Consider the following 14,449-nt stretch of genomic DNA (forward strand, 5'->3'; position numbering starts at 1 on the left):
CGCCCCGCTCCCCGCGGAGAGGAAGGATCATGAACCGAACCGCGCGCCTCCTCGTGCTCGGCGCCTTCGCGGCCGCTTCGTTCACCACCGTCCCGGCCGCCTACGCGATGCCCGCGCCCTCCGCCCTGCCGAGCGCCACCTGCTCGACGTCCGGAATCCTGGCGAACGGGAAGGTCCACCTGTCCGGCGGTGGTTTCACCCCGGGCCCGGCCTACGTGACCGGCTCGTCCGGCCTCGGCGGCACGGTGGAGATCGCCCAGAACGGCGGCTTCCAGGTCATGAACGTGCCTCCCGGGCAGTACACCATCCGACAGGGCGGCGAACTGACCGAGTGCAGCACCTGACGCCGTCAGGGCAGGGGGACCCCGCTCAGGTGCGCGACGGAGTACGCGCGGGCGCCGAGGGTGAGGGCCCGGAAGAGCGCCGCGGCCGCCCGGTGGGCCGGGCCGAGCCGTTCCATGACGGGGTGTTCGGCCCGCAGTTCCCAGCCCGGCGCGATCGCAGCCAGCGCCCGCCCGTCGCGGGCTCCCGACAGGAAGCGGGCTCCGGTCGCACGGGTGATGGGGTGTCGGCCGCCGAGGGCGATCCTCGGATGGAAGTAGTCGGCGACCAGTTCGGTGTCGGGGCCGAACGCCGTACGGCCGCTCCCGAGGAAGTGGCGCAAACCCGGTGGGTCGAGGTACATCAGGAGACCCTCCGCGATGACCAACACCGTACGGCCCCGGGCCGCTTCGGCCGGGCCGTCGCTCCAACCCGGTTCCGTGACCCCGGCCTCGAACACCCGGACCCGGTCCTCGGGGAGCAACTCACCCCGCAGGCGCACGACTTCGGGTAGGTCGACGCCGAGCCAGCGGATTCCGTCGGGGGTCCGGTCGGCCAGTCTGTCGGCGCGGGTGTCCAGTCCGATCCCGACGGACAGGACCACGCCGTCCGGGTGGCGGACCGCGAAACCGGTGGTGATCGCGTCGATGGCGATGGCCCGGTGCACCGCGCCGGCCGCGTTGCCCCGGTCGGTCAGCACCTCGGAGGGCCGGAAGCCGGTGCGCTCGATCAACCGTCGCGCGAGCGGGTCGTCGAAGGTGGTGCCGGGCACGAGCCGCGAGGCGTGGGCGCGACCGAACAGGGGGGTCAGCAGGGTGGCGTTCACGCCGCTGAGCCCGTGCGGGGACGCGCCGTCCGAAGAGTCGACAACCATGAACTTAGGTAACCCTAAGTCCGTCGGGCGGGTCAAGCGCCGCGTGCCGGGGTCGCCGGATCGCACATGTTGACCGGATTCGGTGGGATGGCCGAATTCGATGGGTCGATGCCGGCGCGCGAATGGCGTGGGGCGGTCTTTGGGCGCCTTTTCGTGCGTCAATGCCTCCGTGGCCGCCCCGGGCGCCCCGTCGTGTGCGCCCGCATCCGCCCCGCGTGAATCCATCGCCTTGTGTCAGGCGTATGCCGAACGGATGTTCATCGGGCGACGCGGGTAAAGAACGGCGCGTGAATTTCCCCTCCCCTCTGAAGTCGTCGTGGCCCACTCGTCACGGGAATTGACGTGCGACCGGTCGGTCACGTCTGTCCGTGTCCAGTCAATGCCAGGTGATAGGGGTTTAAATCGCACAAATCGGCACGACTGAAACGGAATTGGGGCATCCGGATTCTCGACCGCCGAACTCCGGCCGCGTGGCTAAAGTGCGGTGGCGAAAATTCGATCTGTCACGTATTGGTAATGCCTTGGTAAATTGAGGTCGCGACCATAATGCAGAATGGGGGCGCGGCGGATTCCCTGTCGGAATCTCGACCCCGACCCGTTCGGCATCCGTTCCGTTCGCACATCTCGACCCGACCCGACCACACCGCGCCCACGACAGACGGAGGGCGCAGGAGGCAGGCTGCCATGAAATCCCTCATCGACAAGGCGCGCACGTTTTCCGCGAGCCACGTGGCCGACCCCCGGCACGCGGACCGGTTCCGCGCCCTGGAAGCCGGACAGGCGCCCGAGGCCCTGTTCATCACGTGCTCGGACTCCCGCGTGGTACCGACGCTGATCACGGGGGCGGTCCCCGGTGAACTCTTCGAACTGCGCACCGCCGGGAACATCGTTCCCCCCTACCCAAGCGACGGCCATCCCACGGGGGAGGCCGCCACCATCGAATACGCCGTCAGCGTCCTCGGCGTCCGCTCCGTGGTCGTCTGCGGCCACTCGCACTGCGGGGCCGTCGGGGCCGTGGTCCGCGGCGACGACCTCTCGGGGGTGCCGGCCGTCAGGGGCTGGCTCGACCGGGCCGTGTCACCGCGCGCCCCCGTGCGCTCGCTCGCCTCGCCCGCGGCCCCCGACGTGGCCGAAGCCGTCCAGGCCCACACGCTCGCCCAGGTCGAGGAGTTGCGCTCCTACCCGTGCGTGCGCGAGCGGTCGGCGGCCGGGCTGCTGACCGTCCACGCCTGGTACTACGAAGTGCACACGGGCGCCGTGAGCGCCCACCGCCCCGAAGCCGGGAACGCGGTGTTCGAAGAGCTGTGATCCCCGAACGTCCGGTGCCGGCGGCGTCGAAGCGACCGCCTACCGCACCGCACCACCGGGCCGACGCCGACTCGCGCCCGGCCCACCACCGCTCCTGCTCACTCCGCCGGGCCTCGTGCCGCCGCCTTCGACCGACGGGAAACCCCCGCCCATGAACAACCGCACCCCCACGGCCGGTCCACCCGGCCCGACGGACGCGGGCGCCCTGTCCTCGGCGCTCGCCGCACTGCGCACCCCCACCCTGCTCCGGAAGGAGGCCGCGGCCTCACTGGTCGTCTTCCTCGTGGCCCTGCCGCTGTGCGTCGGCGTGGCCGTCGCCTCCGGCGTCCCCGCCGAACTCGGCATCGTCACCGGCATCGTCGGCGGGATCCTCGTCGGCCTCATGCCCGGCAGCCGGATCCAGGTCAGCGGCCCCGCCGCCGGACTGACCGTGCTGGTTTTCGAAGCCGTACGCGAATTCGGCCTCGGCATGCTCGGCGCCATCGTGCTCGCCACCGGCCTGCTCCAGGTCCTCCTCGGCCTGGCCCGCTGCGGGCGCTGGTTCCGGGCCATCTCCGTCTCGGTGGTCCAGGGCATGCTCGCCGGCATCGGACTCGTCCTGGTCTTCGGCCAGTTGTACACGCTCGCCGGAGCGGCCCAACCCCGCTCGGGCACCGACAAGATCCTGGGCGTCCCCCGGCTGGTGGTCGACACCGTCACCAGCGGACCCGCCCTGACCGCTGCCGGCGTCGGACTGCTCGCCGGCGTCGTCCTCGTGGCCTGGAAGTGGACCCCGGCCCGGGTCCGGGCGGTGCCCGCCCCGCTGGCCGCCGTCGTCCTCGCCACCGCGCTCGTCGCCGGCCTCGGCCTGGACGTCCCCAGGGTCGAGGTGCGCGGACTCCTCGAAGCGGTCCAACTCCCCTCGCTCGGCGCACTCCAGGGTCTCGGCACCCTGGCCGTCCTGGGCACCGTTTTGGCCTTCACCCTCATCGCCTCGGCGGAATCCCTGTTCAGCGCGGCCGCCGTCGACCGCATGCACGACGGCCCGCGCACGCACTACGACAAGGAACTCGTCGCGCAGGGCGTCGGCAACACCGTCTGCGGCGTCCTCGGGGCCCTCCCCATGACCGCCGTCATCGTGCGCAGCGCCGCCAACGTGCAGGCGGGGGCGACCACGCTGCTGTCCCGGGTCATGCACGGCGTGTGGCTGCTGCTGTTCACCGTGCTGTGGCCCGCGGCCATCGGGGTGATCCCGCTCCCCGCGCTGGCCGCCGTCCTCGTGCACGCCGGCTGCAAGCTCATCCCCTTCAAGGCGCTCGTACCGCTGTGGCGGCGGCACCGGGGAGAGGCGCTGATCCTGTGCGCGACGGCCATCGCCATCGTGACGACGAGCATGTTCGAGGGAGTGGTCGTGGGGCTGCTGCTGGCCGTGGTCAAGGCCGCCTGGGAGACCTCGCACGTCCAGCTCACCACGCGTGAACTCGTCGGCGGGCGAACGGTGGTGGAGCTCACCGGCAACGCCACCTTCCTGCGCCTGCCGCACATCCTGGAGACCCTGGAAGCGCTGCCCAAGGACCGGCCGGTCGAGCTCGACCTGACCGAGGTGCGCCACCTCGACCACGCCTGCCGCGCCGCGCTGGAAGGCTGGGCGGCCCGGCACCACGACGCCGGGACGACTCCGGTGAAACTGCGGGAGGCGGAGCCTTCGGCGACCGCCCCGGCCACCGGCTCCGGATCGAGACCGGCGGCGGACTGACGCGCGACCCGGCCCCGGGCGCGGAGCCCGGCCCCCGAGCCGGTCCCCGCGCCCGGGGTTCGTGCTCCCGAGCGCGGGCGAGCGGGCCCGCGCCGGGCCCGTCAGTGCGGGAACAACGGCGTGACGGCGGCCTCCGAGCTGCTGTTCCAGTACGTCACCCGGGCCTTGTCGTCCACGTGCACACCGCCCTTCGGCATCTGCAACAGCACCCCCTCGCCCGTGTTGTGGTCGGGGCGCTGACCGTGCGGCGCGAGCGCCATGTTCCTGACGGGCGTGCTCACGCCCTTGTCGCTCTGGCGCAGCAGCAGACCGGCGTACGCCTCCTTCCCGGGGGCGAGGATCACCTCCGTAGCCGGCTTGGAGCCCGTGAAGACCCCCACGAGCCGGCCGTTTCCGGTCTCCAGCCGCAGCACCGGGTGGCTGCGCAGCCGGCACGGCTCGGTGCCGGTGTTGGTGACGACCAGCAGCAGCTTCGTGTCGTCCTTCGTGGGCGGCACGGCCCACTCCACCCTCACGTCGGTGTACTCGTCGGGGCAGTTGCCGTCGATGCCGGTCGGGTCGCCCTCCGCCTCGCCCGGTCGCCCCGGAGCGGACGAGGGGGCGGTGGGCCTGACCGACGGGGTTCCCGGCGCGGACGCGGAAGGAGCCGCCGGGGCGGAGGTCGACGAGGAGGGCGGCGGGGCGACGGAGGAGGAGGACGGGGACGCCGACCGCGCGGGCGGTGTGGCACCGGCCTTGTCGTCGCTCGGCGTACAGGCGGCGGCGGCCAGGATCGCCGCGGCGCCGAGGCCGAGGGCGCCGATCCTGCGGGCGTGGGTGGTCTTGCGGAAGGTGCGCATCGAGAGCCCCCGTGGTGACTGACGTGCCGGTTCGGTCTCGGCAGGATGCCCGGTCGGACGACGGATTCACGCCCCCGCGAGGACCGTTACGGCTCGCGCACGCGGCGGTGACGGTTCCGTCGTGAAGGGCGGGGCGGCGGGCGCGGGAGCCCGTTCGCGGGCCTGTGGCCGAGGGGTTCCGCGCGCCGCCGGGGCCTACGCCTCAGTCGTGCGGGGCCTCGCCGCTGACGCGGTGGTCGGCGTGGCTCAGCGCCTCCACGACGAGCCGGCGCAGGTGTCCGTCCCCGAGCCGGTAGACCACGTGGCGCCCCTCCCGGCGGGTCTCCACCAGACCGGCGAGCCGGAGCTTGGCCAGGTGCTGGCTGACCGCGGTGCGCGAGGCGGAGCACCGCTCGGCGAGCGAGCCGACGTCCGACTCGTCCTGGGCGAGCAGCCACAGCAGGTGCAGCCGGGTGGCGTCGGAGAGCAGTGAGAAGACCGCGGCGGCCTCGGCGAGGCGCGCGTCGTCCGGAGCGCGCAGGTGCGCGCGGGCCGCCGCCGGTACCGGTTCGCTCACGGACATGGCGCCCAGCGTAGTCGCACGCCCGCCCGGCCCGGTCCGCGCGACCGGCGGACGCATGACTCAATCATGTGCGCATCTGCGCACATGAAGATACTGTGGTGCGGTCCGCCCCCTCCGGAAACCGGAAGGACACCGCGTGCCGTCCGTGCTCCGCAACCGCGTCTACCGGCGGCTCTTCACCGCCCAGGCCGTCGCGCTGGTCGGCACCGGCATGGCCGGCGTCGCCCTCGGCCTGCTCGCGTACGACCTCGCCGCCGAGCGCGCCGGATCGGTCCTCGGGACCGTCCTGGCCGTCAAGATGGTCGGCTACGTCGCGATCGCCCCGCTGGTCGGCGCGTACGCGCACCGCGTCCCGCGGCGGGCCCTGATGGTCGGATCCGACCTGATCCGGGCCGCCGTGGCGCTGGCCCTGCCCTTCGTCGACCAGGTCTGGCAGGTCCTCGTCCTGACCTTCGTCCTCCAGGCCGCCTCCGCCGCCTTCACCCCGACCTTCCAGGCGGTCGTCCCCGACGTGCTGCCCGAGGAACGGGACTACACGCGCGCGCTGTCCCTGTCCCGACTCGCCCACGACCTGGAGAGCCTCCTCGGCCCCCTGCTCACCGTCGCCCTGCTGACCTTCGTCGACCACGACGGGCTGTTCCTGGGCACCGTCGTCGGACACCTCGCCTCCGCGGCCCTGGTCCTCTCGGCGACCCTGCCCGCGGCGCCCCCGACGCACGGACGCGGGGGCGGGGCGTACGCGCGGGCCGGGGCCGGCGGGCGCCTGTTCCTGCGGATCCCGTGCCTGCGCGCCCTGTTGTGCCTGAACCTGGCGGTGGCCGCGGCCGGTGCGTCGGTCTTCGTGAACACCGTGGTCCACGTCCGCGACGACCTCGGCCGTTCCGCAGGTGACGTGGCCTTCGCCCTCGGCGCCTACGGGGCCGGCTCGATGACGGTCGCCCTGCTGCTGCCGAGGATCCTCGACCGCGTGGACGACCGCCGGCCGATGCTCTGCGGGGCCCTGCTCCTGCCCCCGGTGTTCGTGGCCGTGGGCGTGATCACCGTCTCCTCCGGGGGGTGGCGCTGGCCCGCGCTGTTGGCCGCCTGGGCGGCGTTCGGCGCCGCGTGCTCCCTGGTCCTCACCCCGACCGGCCGGCTGATCCGGCGTACGGTGGCGCCCGAGGGGCGCACGTCCGCCTTCGCCGCGCAGTTCTCCCTCTCCCACGCCGCCTGGCTTCTCACCTACCCCCTGGCCGGTTGGGTGGGCGCCGCGGCGGGGTTGCCGGCCGCCACGGCCGCCCTCGGGGCGATCGCCCTGGCCGCCGCCCTGGCCGCCGTACGGCTGTGGCCCGACGGAGCGGCCGAGGGCGCCCCGCACGTCCACACCGGCCTGGAGGCCGGGCACCCGCACCTCGTCGGCGCGGTCGCCGTGCCGGGCGGGTGGAGCCACCGCCACGGCCCGACGGGCGAAGACCCGCACCCCACCGGCGCGGGCCCCGTGCGCTGACGTCACAGGGGGCGCGCGGCGGGGCCGGTCGCGGTTCAGTACGTGGGGAGCGGCCCGTAGAGCCAGTTGCCGGGGAGCTCGGGATCGGTGCCGGTGTGGTACTCGCGGAAGGCCCGGACCAGTTCGTCGCGGCTGATCATTCCGTCGCCGTCGCGGTCCAGCCGGGTGAAGACGGCGGCCGCCGCCTCCCGCGACACTCCGTAGGCCCCGATCCAACGGGTGAACTCGTCCGGCAGGAGGCGCTCGTCGCGGTCGGAGTCCATGGCCGTCATCACCTCGTCGACGATGGGCAGGATCGCCTCGTCGAATCCGACCTCGCGGGAGAGGGCGAACCAGGTGGTGACGAACTCCTCCTCGTCCAGCTCCGCGTCCAGACCGCGACCGAGGTGGCCCGACATGCGCGCCCAGGCCTCGTCGTAGCGGGCACGGAGCCTGCGGGCGGAGGGGGAGTCGGCGTCCTCGCCGGCGGCCTCGGCCAGGCGTCGGGCGAGCCCGTCGTAGTCGGCCTTGGTGACCCGGCCGTCGCCGTCGCGGTCGAACAGACTGAACCGGTTGTGCAGCTTCGCCGCCATCAGATCATCCACGCCGTCGTGCCCATTCCCGTCGAGGTCGCTCTCCTGTCGCCGGTGCAACGAAGCACGGGCCCGTCGGTCACCGTCCGGACCGCGCGCTCCGCCCGTCCGGACCCCACCCTTTGATGGCGTCCCGTCAAAGAATGGGTCGTTCGGCCCTGTTGCCCGGAATGCCCCGCGTGTTCACTCGTGCTTCGGTACGCCTTCAGCGACGGACGCCGTCCGCAGCGGCGCGGCGGGGCGGACCGGCTATCCGGAGAAGAACGTGAACCGACAGAACACCTACCACGCGCTCCTGGCACGACAGGACGCGATGCGGCTGCGCAGGCGGCTGATGGCCCCGACCCGGCAACCGACCGCACCCGGCGCGGGCCCGGACTCCCACGCGGCCCCCGACCACGCCGACGCCGCCGCCGACCAACGCCTGATCATCCGGCACCTGCACCTCGTGAGCCCCTTCGACCGGCTCATCGACCACCTCTACGACGCCCTCTTCGAGCGCCACCCCTACCTCCGGGGCCTGTTCCCCGACTCGATGGCCTTCCAGCGCGCCCACCTGGAGAGCGCCCTGCGGTACCTGATCGACCACCTGCACCGGCCGGACGAACTGGCCGCGTTCTGCACCCGACTGGGCCGCGACCACCGCAAACTGGGCGTGCGGCCGGTGCACTACGAGCTGTTCGAGGCCGCGCTCGTCCAGGCGCTGCGCACCCTGGCCGGCGAGGGGTGGAGCCGGGAGCTGGAGCGGGCGTGGCTTCGGATGCTCGGCCTCACCGTCACCGCCATGGTCGCCGGCGCCGAACAGGCCCTCGCCGAACCCCCCTACTGGAACGCGGTGGTGACCGGGCACCGGCGCTGCGGACCGGACCTCGCGGTGCTCCGGGTCCGCACCGGCGAGCCGTACCCCCACCTGGCCGGCCAGTACACCAACGTCCAGACGCCGCGCCTGCCGCACGCCTGGCGGCCCTACTCCCTGGCCGGCGCGCCCCGCGAGGACGGGGAACTGGAGTTCCACGTCCGCCGCACCGGACCCGACGGGGTGAGCGGAGCGCTGGTGACGCGCACCGAGGTCGGCGACCCGCTGCGCCTCGGGCCCGCCCAGGGCGACACGACACCGGACCTCACCTCGGAGCGGGACGCGCTGATCGTGGCCGGGGGCACCGGCTGGGCCACGGCCAAGGCGCTGCTGGAGGAGATGGCACGGACCCCCCGACCCCGGCGCGGGATCCACCTGTTCCTCGGGGCGCGGACCCTCCACGACCTGTACGACACCGCCGCCCTCACCGCCCTCGAACGCCGCTGCGCCGGGCTGCGCGTGATCCCCGTCGTCGGGGAGGGCACCGCCGCCGGGAACGGCTCGGTGGTGGAGGCGATGGCCCGCGCCGGCGACTGGTCCGGACACGACGCCTACGTCAGCGGACCTCCCGGCATGGTCCGTGCCGCGGTGGACCGACTGACCGCCCAGGGCTTACCCGCCGACCGGATCCGCCACGACCCCCTCGGCTCACCGCGGCCCGGGCCCTGGACCGGCTCAGCGCGACCGGAGGGTGTCCAGTGAGTCGCGCGCGGTGAGGTGGTAGAGCCCGACCCTCGGCGCGGCGACGGTACCCGTGGAGACGAGGGGCAGGCTGACGCCGTCGGCGTTCGGCATGTGGTGCGCGTCGGCCAGGATGTTGATCTCGTCCGCCACGGGACCGCGCCCGCCCGAGGGGTTGAGGTCCACCGCCGCGTACGTGGTGGCCCCGGGCCGCACCGGGTGCGCCGGCGCGCCGCCCAGGCCCTCGGGAGGCGTCGCCTGGACGCCGAGGGCGGCGCCCTTGGCGCTGAATCCGACGGCGGGGTGGTAGTCGAGCCCGCACGGCTTGGAACCCTTGTTGGTCACCGCGACGACCCGGACCGTCGCCGGGAGGCCCTGCGCAGAGGTGACCTCGACGGTGAGGTTCCGGGCGGAACAGGGGTGCTTGTACGCGTAGGCGTCGTCGGCCGCCGATTCGGCGGAGCCCTCGGTCCCCTTGCCGTCCGGCGTGGCCGACGCCACCGGTGTCGCCGAGGTCGCCGACGCCGTGGGTGTCGCCGAGGCCACCGGTGTCACGGCGGCGTTCGGCGTGGCGGAAGCCGTCGGCGCCTGGGGCGCCTCGGGCGCGGCGCCCGGGGCGCCCGCACCCCCGCAGGCGGCCAGGGTCAGGGCCAGCCCGATGGCGCCGGCCAGGGCCGTGACACGGCTCCGATGGATGTGCATGAGGTGACTCCCCGTCTCGTCCGTCCTCCGGAACGGAATCCGCCCCGGTGGGAGCCACTATGCACGTGCGGTGCGCCAGGCCGGGGAGCGGGGCCGAGGACCGGCCTCCCGCGCGGCGGAACGCCCCTCAGAAGGTGTAGGCGGCTCCCAGGGAGGCGAACTTCTCGCGCCGCTCGCGCATCCGACCGCGCGAGTACGCGACCAGCCACGGCCGGTCGGCGAGTTGGGCCGCGACCTCCTCGGCGACCGCCCGCGCTCCCTCGACCTCCCGGATGTCATGGCGGTCCATCATCAGGTTGTCGTGCAGGTAGCGGTACAGGACCAGGTCGGGCAGGCCGTGCGGGTTGAGGGCGGCGCGGATGGCCCGTTCGCGTTCCGGCGGCACGACGGTGAACCGCTCGTGCTCGCGGGGCAGGGGGCCCGGTACCCCGTAGGCGTCGAAGTCGGTGAACTCGACGCGGACCCCGTTGAAGTAGCCGATCCGCACCCCCTTGCGCAGGCAGAAGTTGAAGGCCTCCGCGAGCTTCTCGACGATCGGCTCGCCCCGGTCGTTGAGCGAGGTGTTGCAGAGCATCGGGACGCCGGTGGCCTCGTGGAAGGCGGTCAACAGGGCGTGCAGCGGCGGGTTCCCGTCGGCGGTGAGGGACTGGACGCGGGCGGAGTGGTCGAGGTGCGCGACGGCCGGGATCCGCTCGCGCACCTCTTCCCGGATGGTGAAGGTCTCCAGCATGTACGGGGAGGGGCGGCTGTTCTCGAACCAGTCCCCGAGGTGCTCCTCCAGGACGACCGGGGCCACCGGGCGCCACCACTGGCGCTCCTTCAGGCGGTTCAGTTCCTCCTTGGCGGCGTACGTGGTGGGGTCGGCCAGCAGGCTGCGGTTGCCCAGGGCGCGGGGGCCGATCTCGGAGCGGCCGTGGAACCAGGCGACGGGCCCCTCGCGCAGGTCCCGTACGGCCTCGGCCGGGTCGGCCTTGGCGACCGAGGCCACGAAGCGGGCGTGGGCGGTGAGGGCCTCGTCGAGGCCGGTGTCCTCGCCGCCGAGGTAGGGGGTGGGGAAGCGGAAGTCGAAGCGCCCGCCGGGACTCTTCTTGCGGAAGGCGGCCAGGGCCATGCCGATGGACTGCCCGTCGTCCCCGACGCAGGGCGGCGCGAGGAGGCGCCGGAACCCGTACTTGTCCATCAGGTGGCTGTTGGTGGGGCAGTTCAGCGCGTACCCGCCGGCCAGCGCGAGGACCGTGTCGGCCGGGGTGAGGTCGTGGGCGTGCAACGCTTCCTCGACGTTGCGCTCCATGACGCGCACCGAGATCGCCTGGACCTCCTTCATGACCGCGCTCGCGAAGGACTCCTCGTCGGTGAACCGCGGGTCGGGGACGAGGGTGTCGCCGACCTGGCGGGCGATGTCCTCGAGCGCTTCGGCCGGCACGGTCATGGAGGTGATGTCGTCGAAGACGTACGTGTCGAGGACGGCGTCGCGATCGCAGCGGCCGTGGGCCCCGGTCGCCCCGGCCAGCGCCATGAGGGTGCCCTCGCGCAGGTGGAAGCGGTCCTTGGCGGCCCCGTAGAGGGGGCCCGGCGACTGGACGGGGAAGACGGTCATCTCCCCGGCGCGCACCACGCAGCCCGTGAACCACTTGTCGGTGATCGCCCGCTCGACGACGAAGTCGGGGCCGCGGTCGACGGCGAAGCCGAGGACGGTCCCGCGGTGGAAGGCCTCGCTGTCGAGGAGGACGGCGCTGTGGAGGTGCGCGAGGCTGTGATAGGCGAGCGCGGGGTGTTCGCCGGCGAGGTGGTAGTCGTCGACGGTGTCCAGACCGGGGGTGCCCCAGATCTCCACCATGTCGGCCCGGGTCAACCCGTGTTCGGCGAGCCGGGCGTCCACGAACCCCTCCAGGTGCGCCCGGTCGAGGAAGGGGGTGCGGTGCTGTTTCTGACCGCTGATCCGCTCGACCTCCCAGTGGGCGAGGAGGCTGACCCGCGCGCCCTCCTTGCGCCAGAGCGAGAGGTTCGCGTCGTGGCGGTAGGTGACGTTCAGTACGCGTTGCAGGCCGACCGGGTTGACGTAGGCAGACAGGTAGTAGCCGTCCTTCATGGCCTCTCCATCGGGATGGTCACCGTCGGGTGGGGCGGGCGGAGCGAACGGGGCGGGGGCGGGCCGGCCGGGTGGTGGCTCGGGTCAGCGTCGCAGCGCGAGGACCACGCCGTAGCCGCCGCCGGGGTCCTCGAAGGCCTCGACCGGGGTCCAGTCCGAGGGGGCGAGGAGTTCCTCCAGTTCGGGCAGGGAGCAGTAGAGGTAGTCGAACCAGGAGCCGGCGACGGCGCCCGAGCGGATGCGGATGCGGAGCTGGCCGGCCATCCTGCCCGCCCGGCGGTTCGCCTCGTGGTAGTCGGTGTGCACCCGGCCCGTGGAGGCGTAGGGGTCACGGCCGGTGGCCAGCAGCCGGGCCCCGGGCGCGGCGACCCGGGCGAACTCCGCCAGCAGTTCGGCCGCCCGCGCCCGCCCGCCGAGCAGGCCCAGGTTGGCCCCGAGGGCGAGGAGGGTGTCGTAGGAGCCGTCCGGGCACGGGAGCTCCCCGGCGGTGCCCGGCCGTGCCGGAACGCCCCGCTCCCGGCAGACCCGGACCGCGCCGGGGGAGGAGTCGACGGCGGTGACGTCGAGCCCCCGCTCCCGCAGGTGCAGGGCGTGGCGGCCGGCCCCGCAGCCGATGTCGAGGACGGCCCCCCGGGCGCGGGAGATCAGGGAGCGCTCGCGCGTGGGCCAGTCCTCGAAGGGGGCGAAGTACTCGGCGGCGTCGCACACCCCGACGAACCCGTCGGAGCGCTCGATCACCTCGAAGACGGCTCCCGGCTCCGCGCCGGCGGACAGGCAGCGCAGCAGCAGGTGGCCGATGGCATCGTCCGTGGCGGGTTCGACGTGGGCGAGAGCCGCCCCGCTGCGCGCTCCGGTTTCGGCTCCTGCTCCGGCTTGGGTTTCGGTTTCCATGCGGGTCCTCCGGCGAGGGTCCTTCGGCGGCGGGTGCGGGGCGCGGGTACGGCGCGCGGGTACGGATGGGGCCGGTCAGACCGGCGCGAGGGCGCCCTCGCGCACGAGGCGTCGGCACAGCAGGAGCAGCGAGGCCGCGTCCAGGTCGACGCCGAGCGTGCCGGGGGTGAACGGCCCCTGTGTGGCCGCCAGGGCGACGAGGGCCTTCTCGGTGTGCGGCGGCGTCCGCAGCGCGCGGCGCCCGAAGACGGTGTGCACCCGGTGGTCCTCGCCGCGCACGCGCAGCTCGACGGTGCGGCGCAGCCGGCTGGCGGCGGTGATGCCGTCGGCGGCGGCGACGGCCGAGAAGCGGCCCGTCGCGAGCGTCCGGGTCGGCGGCAGGACGGACTCCAGGTGCCGGTCGAGCAGTTCCCGTACGTCGGTCTCCGTCAGTGTGGCGGCGAACCGGGCGAGGGCGGGGCCGATCCGGTCGGCCATCTCGGCGGCGCCGCCCCGGGGGAGCGGGATCGGTCCCGTCAGCGCGACCTCCTCGCAGAACCGCTCGAAGCTCCGCTCCAGGACGCGGCGGGCGACGGTCTCGTAGCGCGGGACGTTGAACTGGACGGTCTGGTGGATGGACAGGCCGCCGCCGGCGGAGGTCTTCGCCATGTGCGGGGTGCCCTCGGGGACGTAGAGCATGTCGCCGGGGTGCATGGTGAGGGTGCGCACGCCGGCGTCGGGGTCGTTCTCCCGTTCCCACAGGGACGGGTGGATCTCCCAGTACTTGGTGCCGTGGGTCTGCATGACGATGATGTCGTGCGGGTCCGCGTGCAGGGAGAAGGCCTGGGCACTCGGCGGGGTCACGAAGAGGATCACCCCGCAGCGCAGGTGCGTCTCCTCCTCGAACCGTCGGCACATGGCGCGCAGCGCGGGAACGTACTGGTCCACCTGGTTGAGCGTCAGGGAGGCACCGGCGGCCAGGTGTTGGGCGACCTTCACGGGGTCGGGCGATCCCTCCGAGGCCAGCGTCATGATGCGCCGCACGTCGGCGGTGCTGCCGACGCTGCGCGTCCTGGGCTGCTCGCCCACGCTCATGTACGTCGACGGGGGCAGGTTGCGGCCCATGCTGCACACCCAGAGCTGGGAGACGCGAAGGGTGCGCGCGTCGATGAGCCGGTCGATGTCGTCGATGTCGAGGAGCCCGGAGATGTCGGCCGCGCCGGGCCGGTGGAGGGGGCGCCGCCCCCAGGAGTCGCCGATCGTGCGGACCAGTTCGGCGGCGACTTCGCTGCCGGGCGGATCGCCCAGCGGGCCCAGGACGGCATCGTCCGAGGGCGCGTCGACGGTTTCGAAGTCTGTCTCTGCGAGGGGCTGCTGCACGGCTCCTTCTTCCACTTCTTCGACGGTTCGGCCCGGTTCCGGAAGGCTGTGGGTGTGCCCGGCGCGCCGCGGCCGAGGCCGGTGGGGCGCGGGAGGTGGGGGGGGGGCCCGGGGGCCCCCCCCCCCCCCCGGCACCCACCGGGGGGCGCCCCCAACACAGGACGATGTTGGAGG

General features: G+C 73.6%; 13 protein-coding genes. 5 read left to right on the forward strand and 8 right to left on the reverse strand.

The genetic code is table 11. From position 1 onward, the window contains the following. Positions 1–29 precede the first annotated feature (29 nt). Positions 30–344 (forward strand): hypothetical protein, encoded by a 315-nt coding sequence (locus AB0D01_RS37930; protein WP_363063638.1) that lies wholly within the window; start codon positions 30–32, stop codon positions 342–344. Positions 345–349: 5 nt separating this feature from the next. Here the strand turns inward: AB0D01_RS37930 and AB0D01_RS37935 are convergent, their stop codons facing one another. Beyond that, complete coding sequence (locus tag AB0D01_RS37935) at positions 350–1,195, reverse strand: class I SAM-dependent methyltransferase (RefSeq protein ID WP_363063640.1); 846 nt, start codon at positions 1,193–1,195, stop codon at positions 350–352. A gap of 684 nt (positions 1,196–1,879) precedes the next feature. Between AB0D01_RS37935 and AB0D01_RS37940 the strand changes: the two genes are divergently transcribed. Beyond that, complete coding sequence (locus AB0D01_RS37940; protein ID WP_363063644.1) at positions 1,880–2,503, forward strand: carbonic anhydrase; 624 nt, start codon at positions 1,880–1,882, stop codon at positions 2,501–2,503. 151 nt (positions 2,504–2,654) lie between these two features. Further along, positions 2,655–4,238 carry a SulP family inorganic anion transporter gene (locus tag AB0D01_RS37945; protein WP_363063646.1) on the forward strand — a complete coding sequence of 528 codons (1,584 nt, stop codon included), beginning with the start codon at positions 2,655–2,657 and terminating at the stop codon, positions 4,236–4,238. A gap of 101 nt (positions 4,239–4,339) precedes the next feature. On the opposite strand, the gene AB0D01_RS37950 is transcribed toward AB0D01_RS37945, so the two are convergent. Together AB0D01_RS37950 and AB0D01_RS37955 are read right to left on the reverse strand one after the other, a co-directional pair. Next, positions 4,340–5,077, reverse strand: a complete 738-nt coding sequence (locus tag AB0D01_RS37950; RefSeq protein ID WP_363063648.1) for a DUF4232 domain-containing protein — start codon at positions 5,075–5,077, stop codon at positions 4,340–4,342. Positions 5,078–5,279: 202 nt separating this feature from the next. Further along, entirely contained in the window at positions 5,280–5,639 is a 360-nt protein-coding gene (locus AB0D01_RS37955) for a metalloregulator ArsR/SmtB family transcription factor (protein ID WP_363063650.1), read from the reverse strand. A gap of 136 nt (positions 5,640–5,775) precedes the next feature. Here AB0D01_RS37955 and AB0D01_RS37960 point away from each other — a divergent pair, with 136 nt between their 5' ends. Next, positions 5,776–7,125: an MFS transporter gene (locus AB0D01_RS37960; RefSeq protein ID WP_363063652.1), complete on the forward strand. Its 1,350-nt coding sequence runs from the start codon at positions 5,776–5,778 to the stop codon at positions 7,123–7,125. A 35-nt stretch (positions 7,126–7,160) separates the two neighbouring features. Here the strand turns inward: AB0D01_RS37960 and AB0D01_RS37965 are convergent, their stop codons facing one another. Then, positions 7,161–7,697, reverse strand: a complete 537-nt coding sequence (locus AB0D01_RS37965) for an EF-hand domain-containing protein (protein WP_363063654.1) — start codon at positions 7,695–7,697, stop codon at positions 7,161–7,163. A gap of 265 nt (positions 7,698–7,962) precedes the next feature. Between AB0D01_RS37965 and AB0D01_RS37970 the strand changes: the two genes are divergently transcribed. Continuing rightward, positions 7,963–9,255, forward strand: coding sequence for a globin domain-containing protein (locus tag AB0D01_RS37970; RefSeq protein WP_363063656.1), 1,293 nt, complete (start codon positions 7,963–7,965; stop codon positions 9,253–9,255). On the opposite strand, the gene AB0D01_RS37975 is transcribed toward AB0D01_RS37970, so the two are convergent. From AB0D01_RS37975 to AB0D01_RS37990, 4 genes are all read right to left on the reverse strand, one after another. Continuing rightward, positions 9,229–9,936: a DUF4232 domain-containing protein gene (locus AB0D01_RS37975; protein WP_363063658.1), complete on the reverse strand. Its 708-nt coding sequence runs from the start codon at positions 9,934–9,936 to the stop codon at positions 9,229–9,231. The genes AB0D01_RS37970 and AB0D01_RS37975 overlap by 27 nt on opposite strands. Positions 9,937–10,063: 127 nt before the next feature. Beyond that, positions 10,064–12,025 carry a carbamoyltransferase C-terminal domain-containing protein gene (locus AB0D01_RS37980; RefSeq protein WP_363063660.1) on the reverse strand — a complete coding sequence of 654 codons (1,962 nt, stop codon included), beginning with the start codon at positions 12,023–12,025 and terminating at the stop codon, positions 10,064–10,066. A gap of 84 nt (positions 12,026–12,109) precedes the next feature. Continuing rightward, positions 12,110–12,916, reverse strand: a complete 807-nt coding sequence (locus AB0D01_RS37985) for a class I SAM-dependent methyltransferase (protein WP_363063662.1) — start codon at positions 12,914–12,916, stop codon at positions 12,110–12,112. A 75-nt stretch (positions 12,917–12,991) separates the two neighbouring features. Beyond that, the gene (locus AB0D01_RS37990) at positions 12,992–14,275 is read right to left on the reverse strand and encodes a cupin domain-containing protein (protein ID WP_363063664.1); all 1,284 of its coding nucleotides are present in this window, start codon (positions 14,273–14,275) and stop codon (positions 12,992–12,994) included. Positions 14,276–14,449 lie beyond the last annotated feature (174 nt).

The organism is Streptomyces sp. NPDC048606, assembly GCF_040650855.1.
Lineage (GTDB): Bacteria > Actinomycetota > Actinomycetes > Streptomycetales > Streptomycetaceae > Streptomyces.

Bases quoted from the DNA above. Each gene is read 5' to 3' on its own strand.
- AB0D01_RS37930 (WP_363063638.1), top strand. From the start codon at position 30: ATGAACCGAACCGCGCGCCTCCTCGTGCTCGGCGCCTTCGCGGCCGCT.
- AB0D01_RS37935 (WP_363063640.1), bottom strand. From the start codon at position 1,195: ATGGTTGTCGACTCTTCGGACGGCGCGTCCCCGCACGGGCTCAGCGGC.
- AB0D01_RS37940 (WP_363063644.1), top strand. From the start codon at position 1,880: ATGAAATCCCTCATCGACAAGGCGCGCACGTTTTCCGCGAGCCACGTG.
- AB0D01_RS37945 (WP_363063646.1), top strand. From the start codon at position 2,655: ATGAACAACCGCACCCCCACGGCCGGTCCACCCGGCCCGACGGACGCG.
- AB0D01_RS37950 (WP_363063648.1), bottom strand. From the start codon at position 5,077: ATGCGCACCTTCCGCAAGACCACCCACGCCCGCAGGATCGGCGCCCTC.
- AB0D01_RS37955 (WP_363063650.1), bottom strand. From the start codon at position 5,639: ATGTCCGTGAGCGAACCGGTACCGGCGGCGGCCCGCGCGCACCTGCGC.
- AB0D01_RS37965 (WP_363063654.1), bottom strand. From the start codon at position 7,697: ATGGCGGCGAAGCTGCACAACCGGTTCAGTCTGTTCGACCGCGACGGC.
- AB0D01_RS37975 (WP_363063658.1), bottom strand. From the start codon at position 9,936: ATGCACATCCATCGGAGCCGTGTCACGGCCCTGGCCGGCGCCATCGGG.
- AB0D01_RS37980 (WP_363063660.1), bottom strand. From the start codon at position 12,025: ATGAAGGACGGCTACTACCTGTCTGCCTACGTCAACCCGGTCGGCCTG.
- AB0D01_RS37985 (WP_363063662.1), bottom strand. From the start codon at position 12,916: ATGGAAACCGAAACCCAAGCCGGAGCAGGAGCCGAAACCGGAGCGCGC.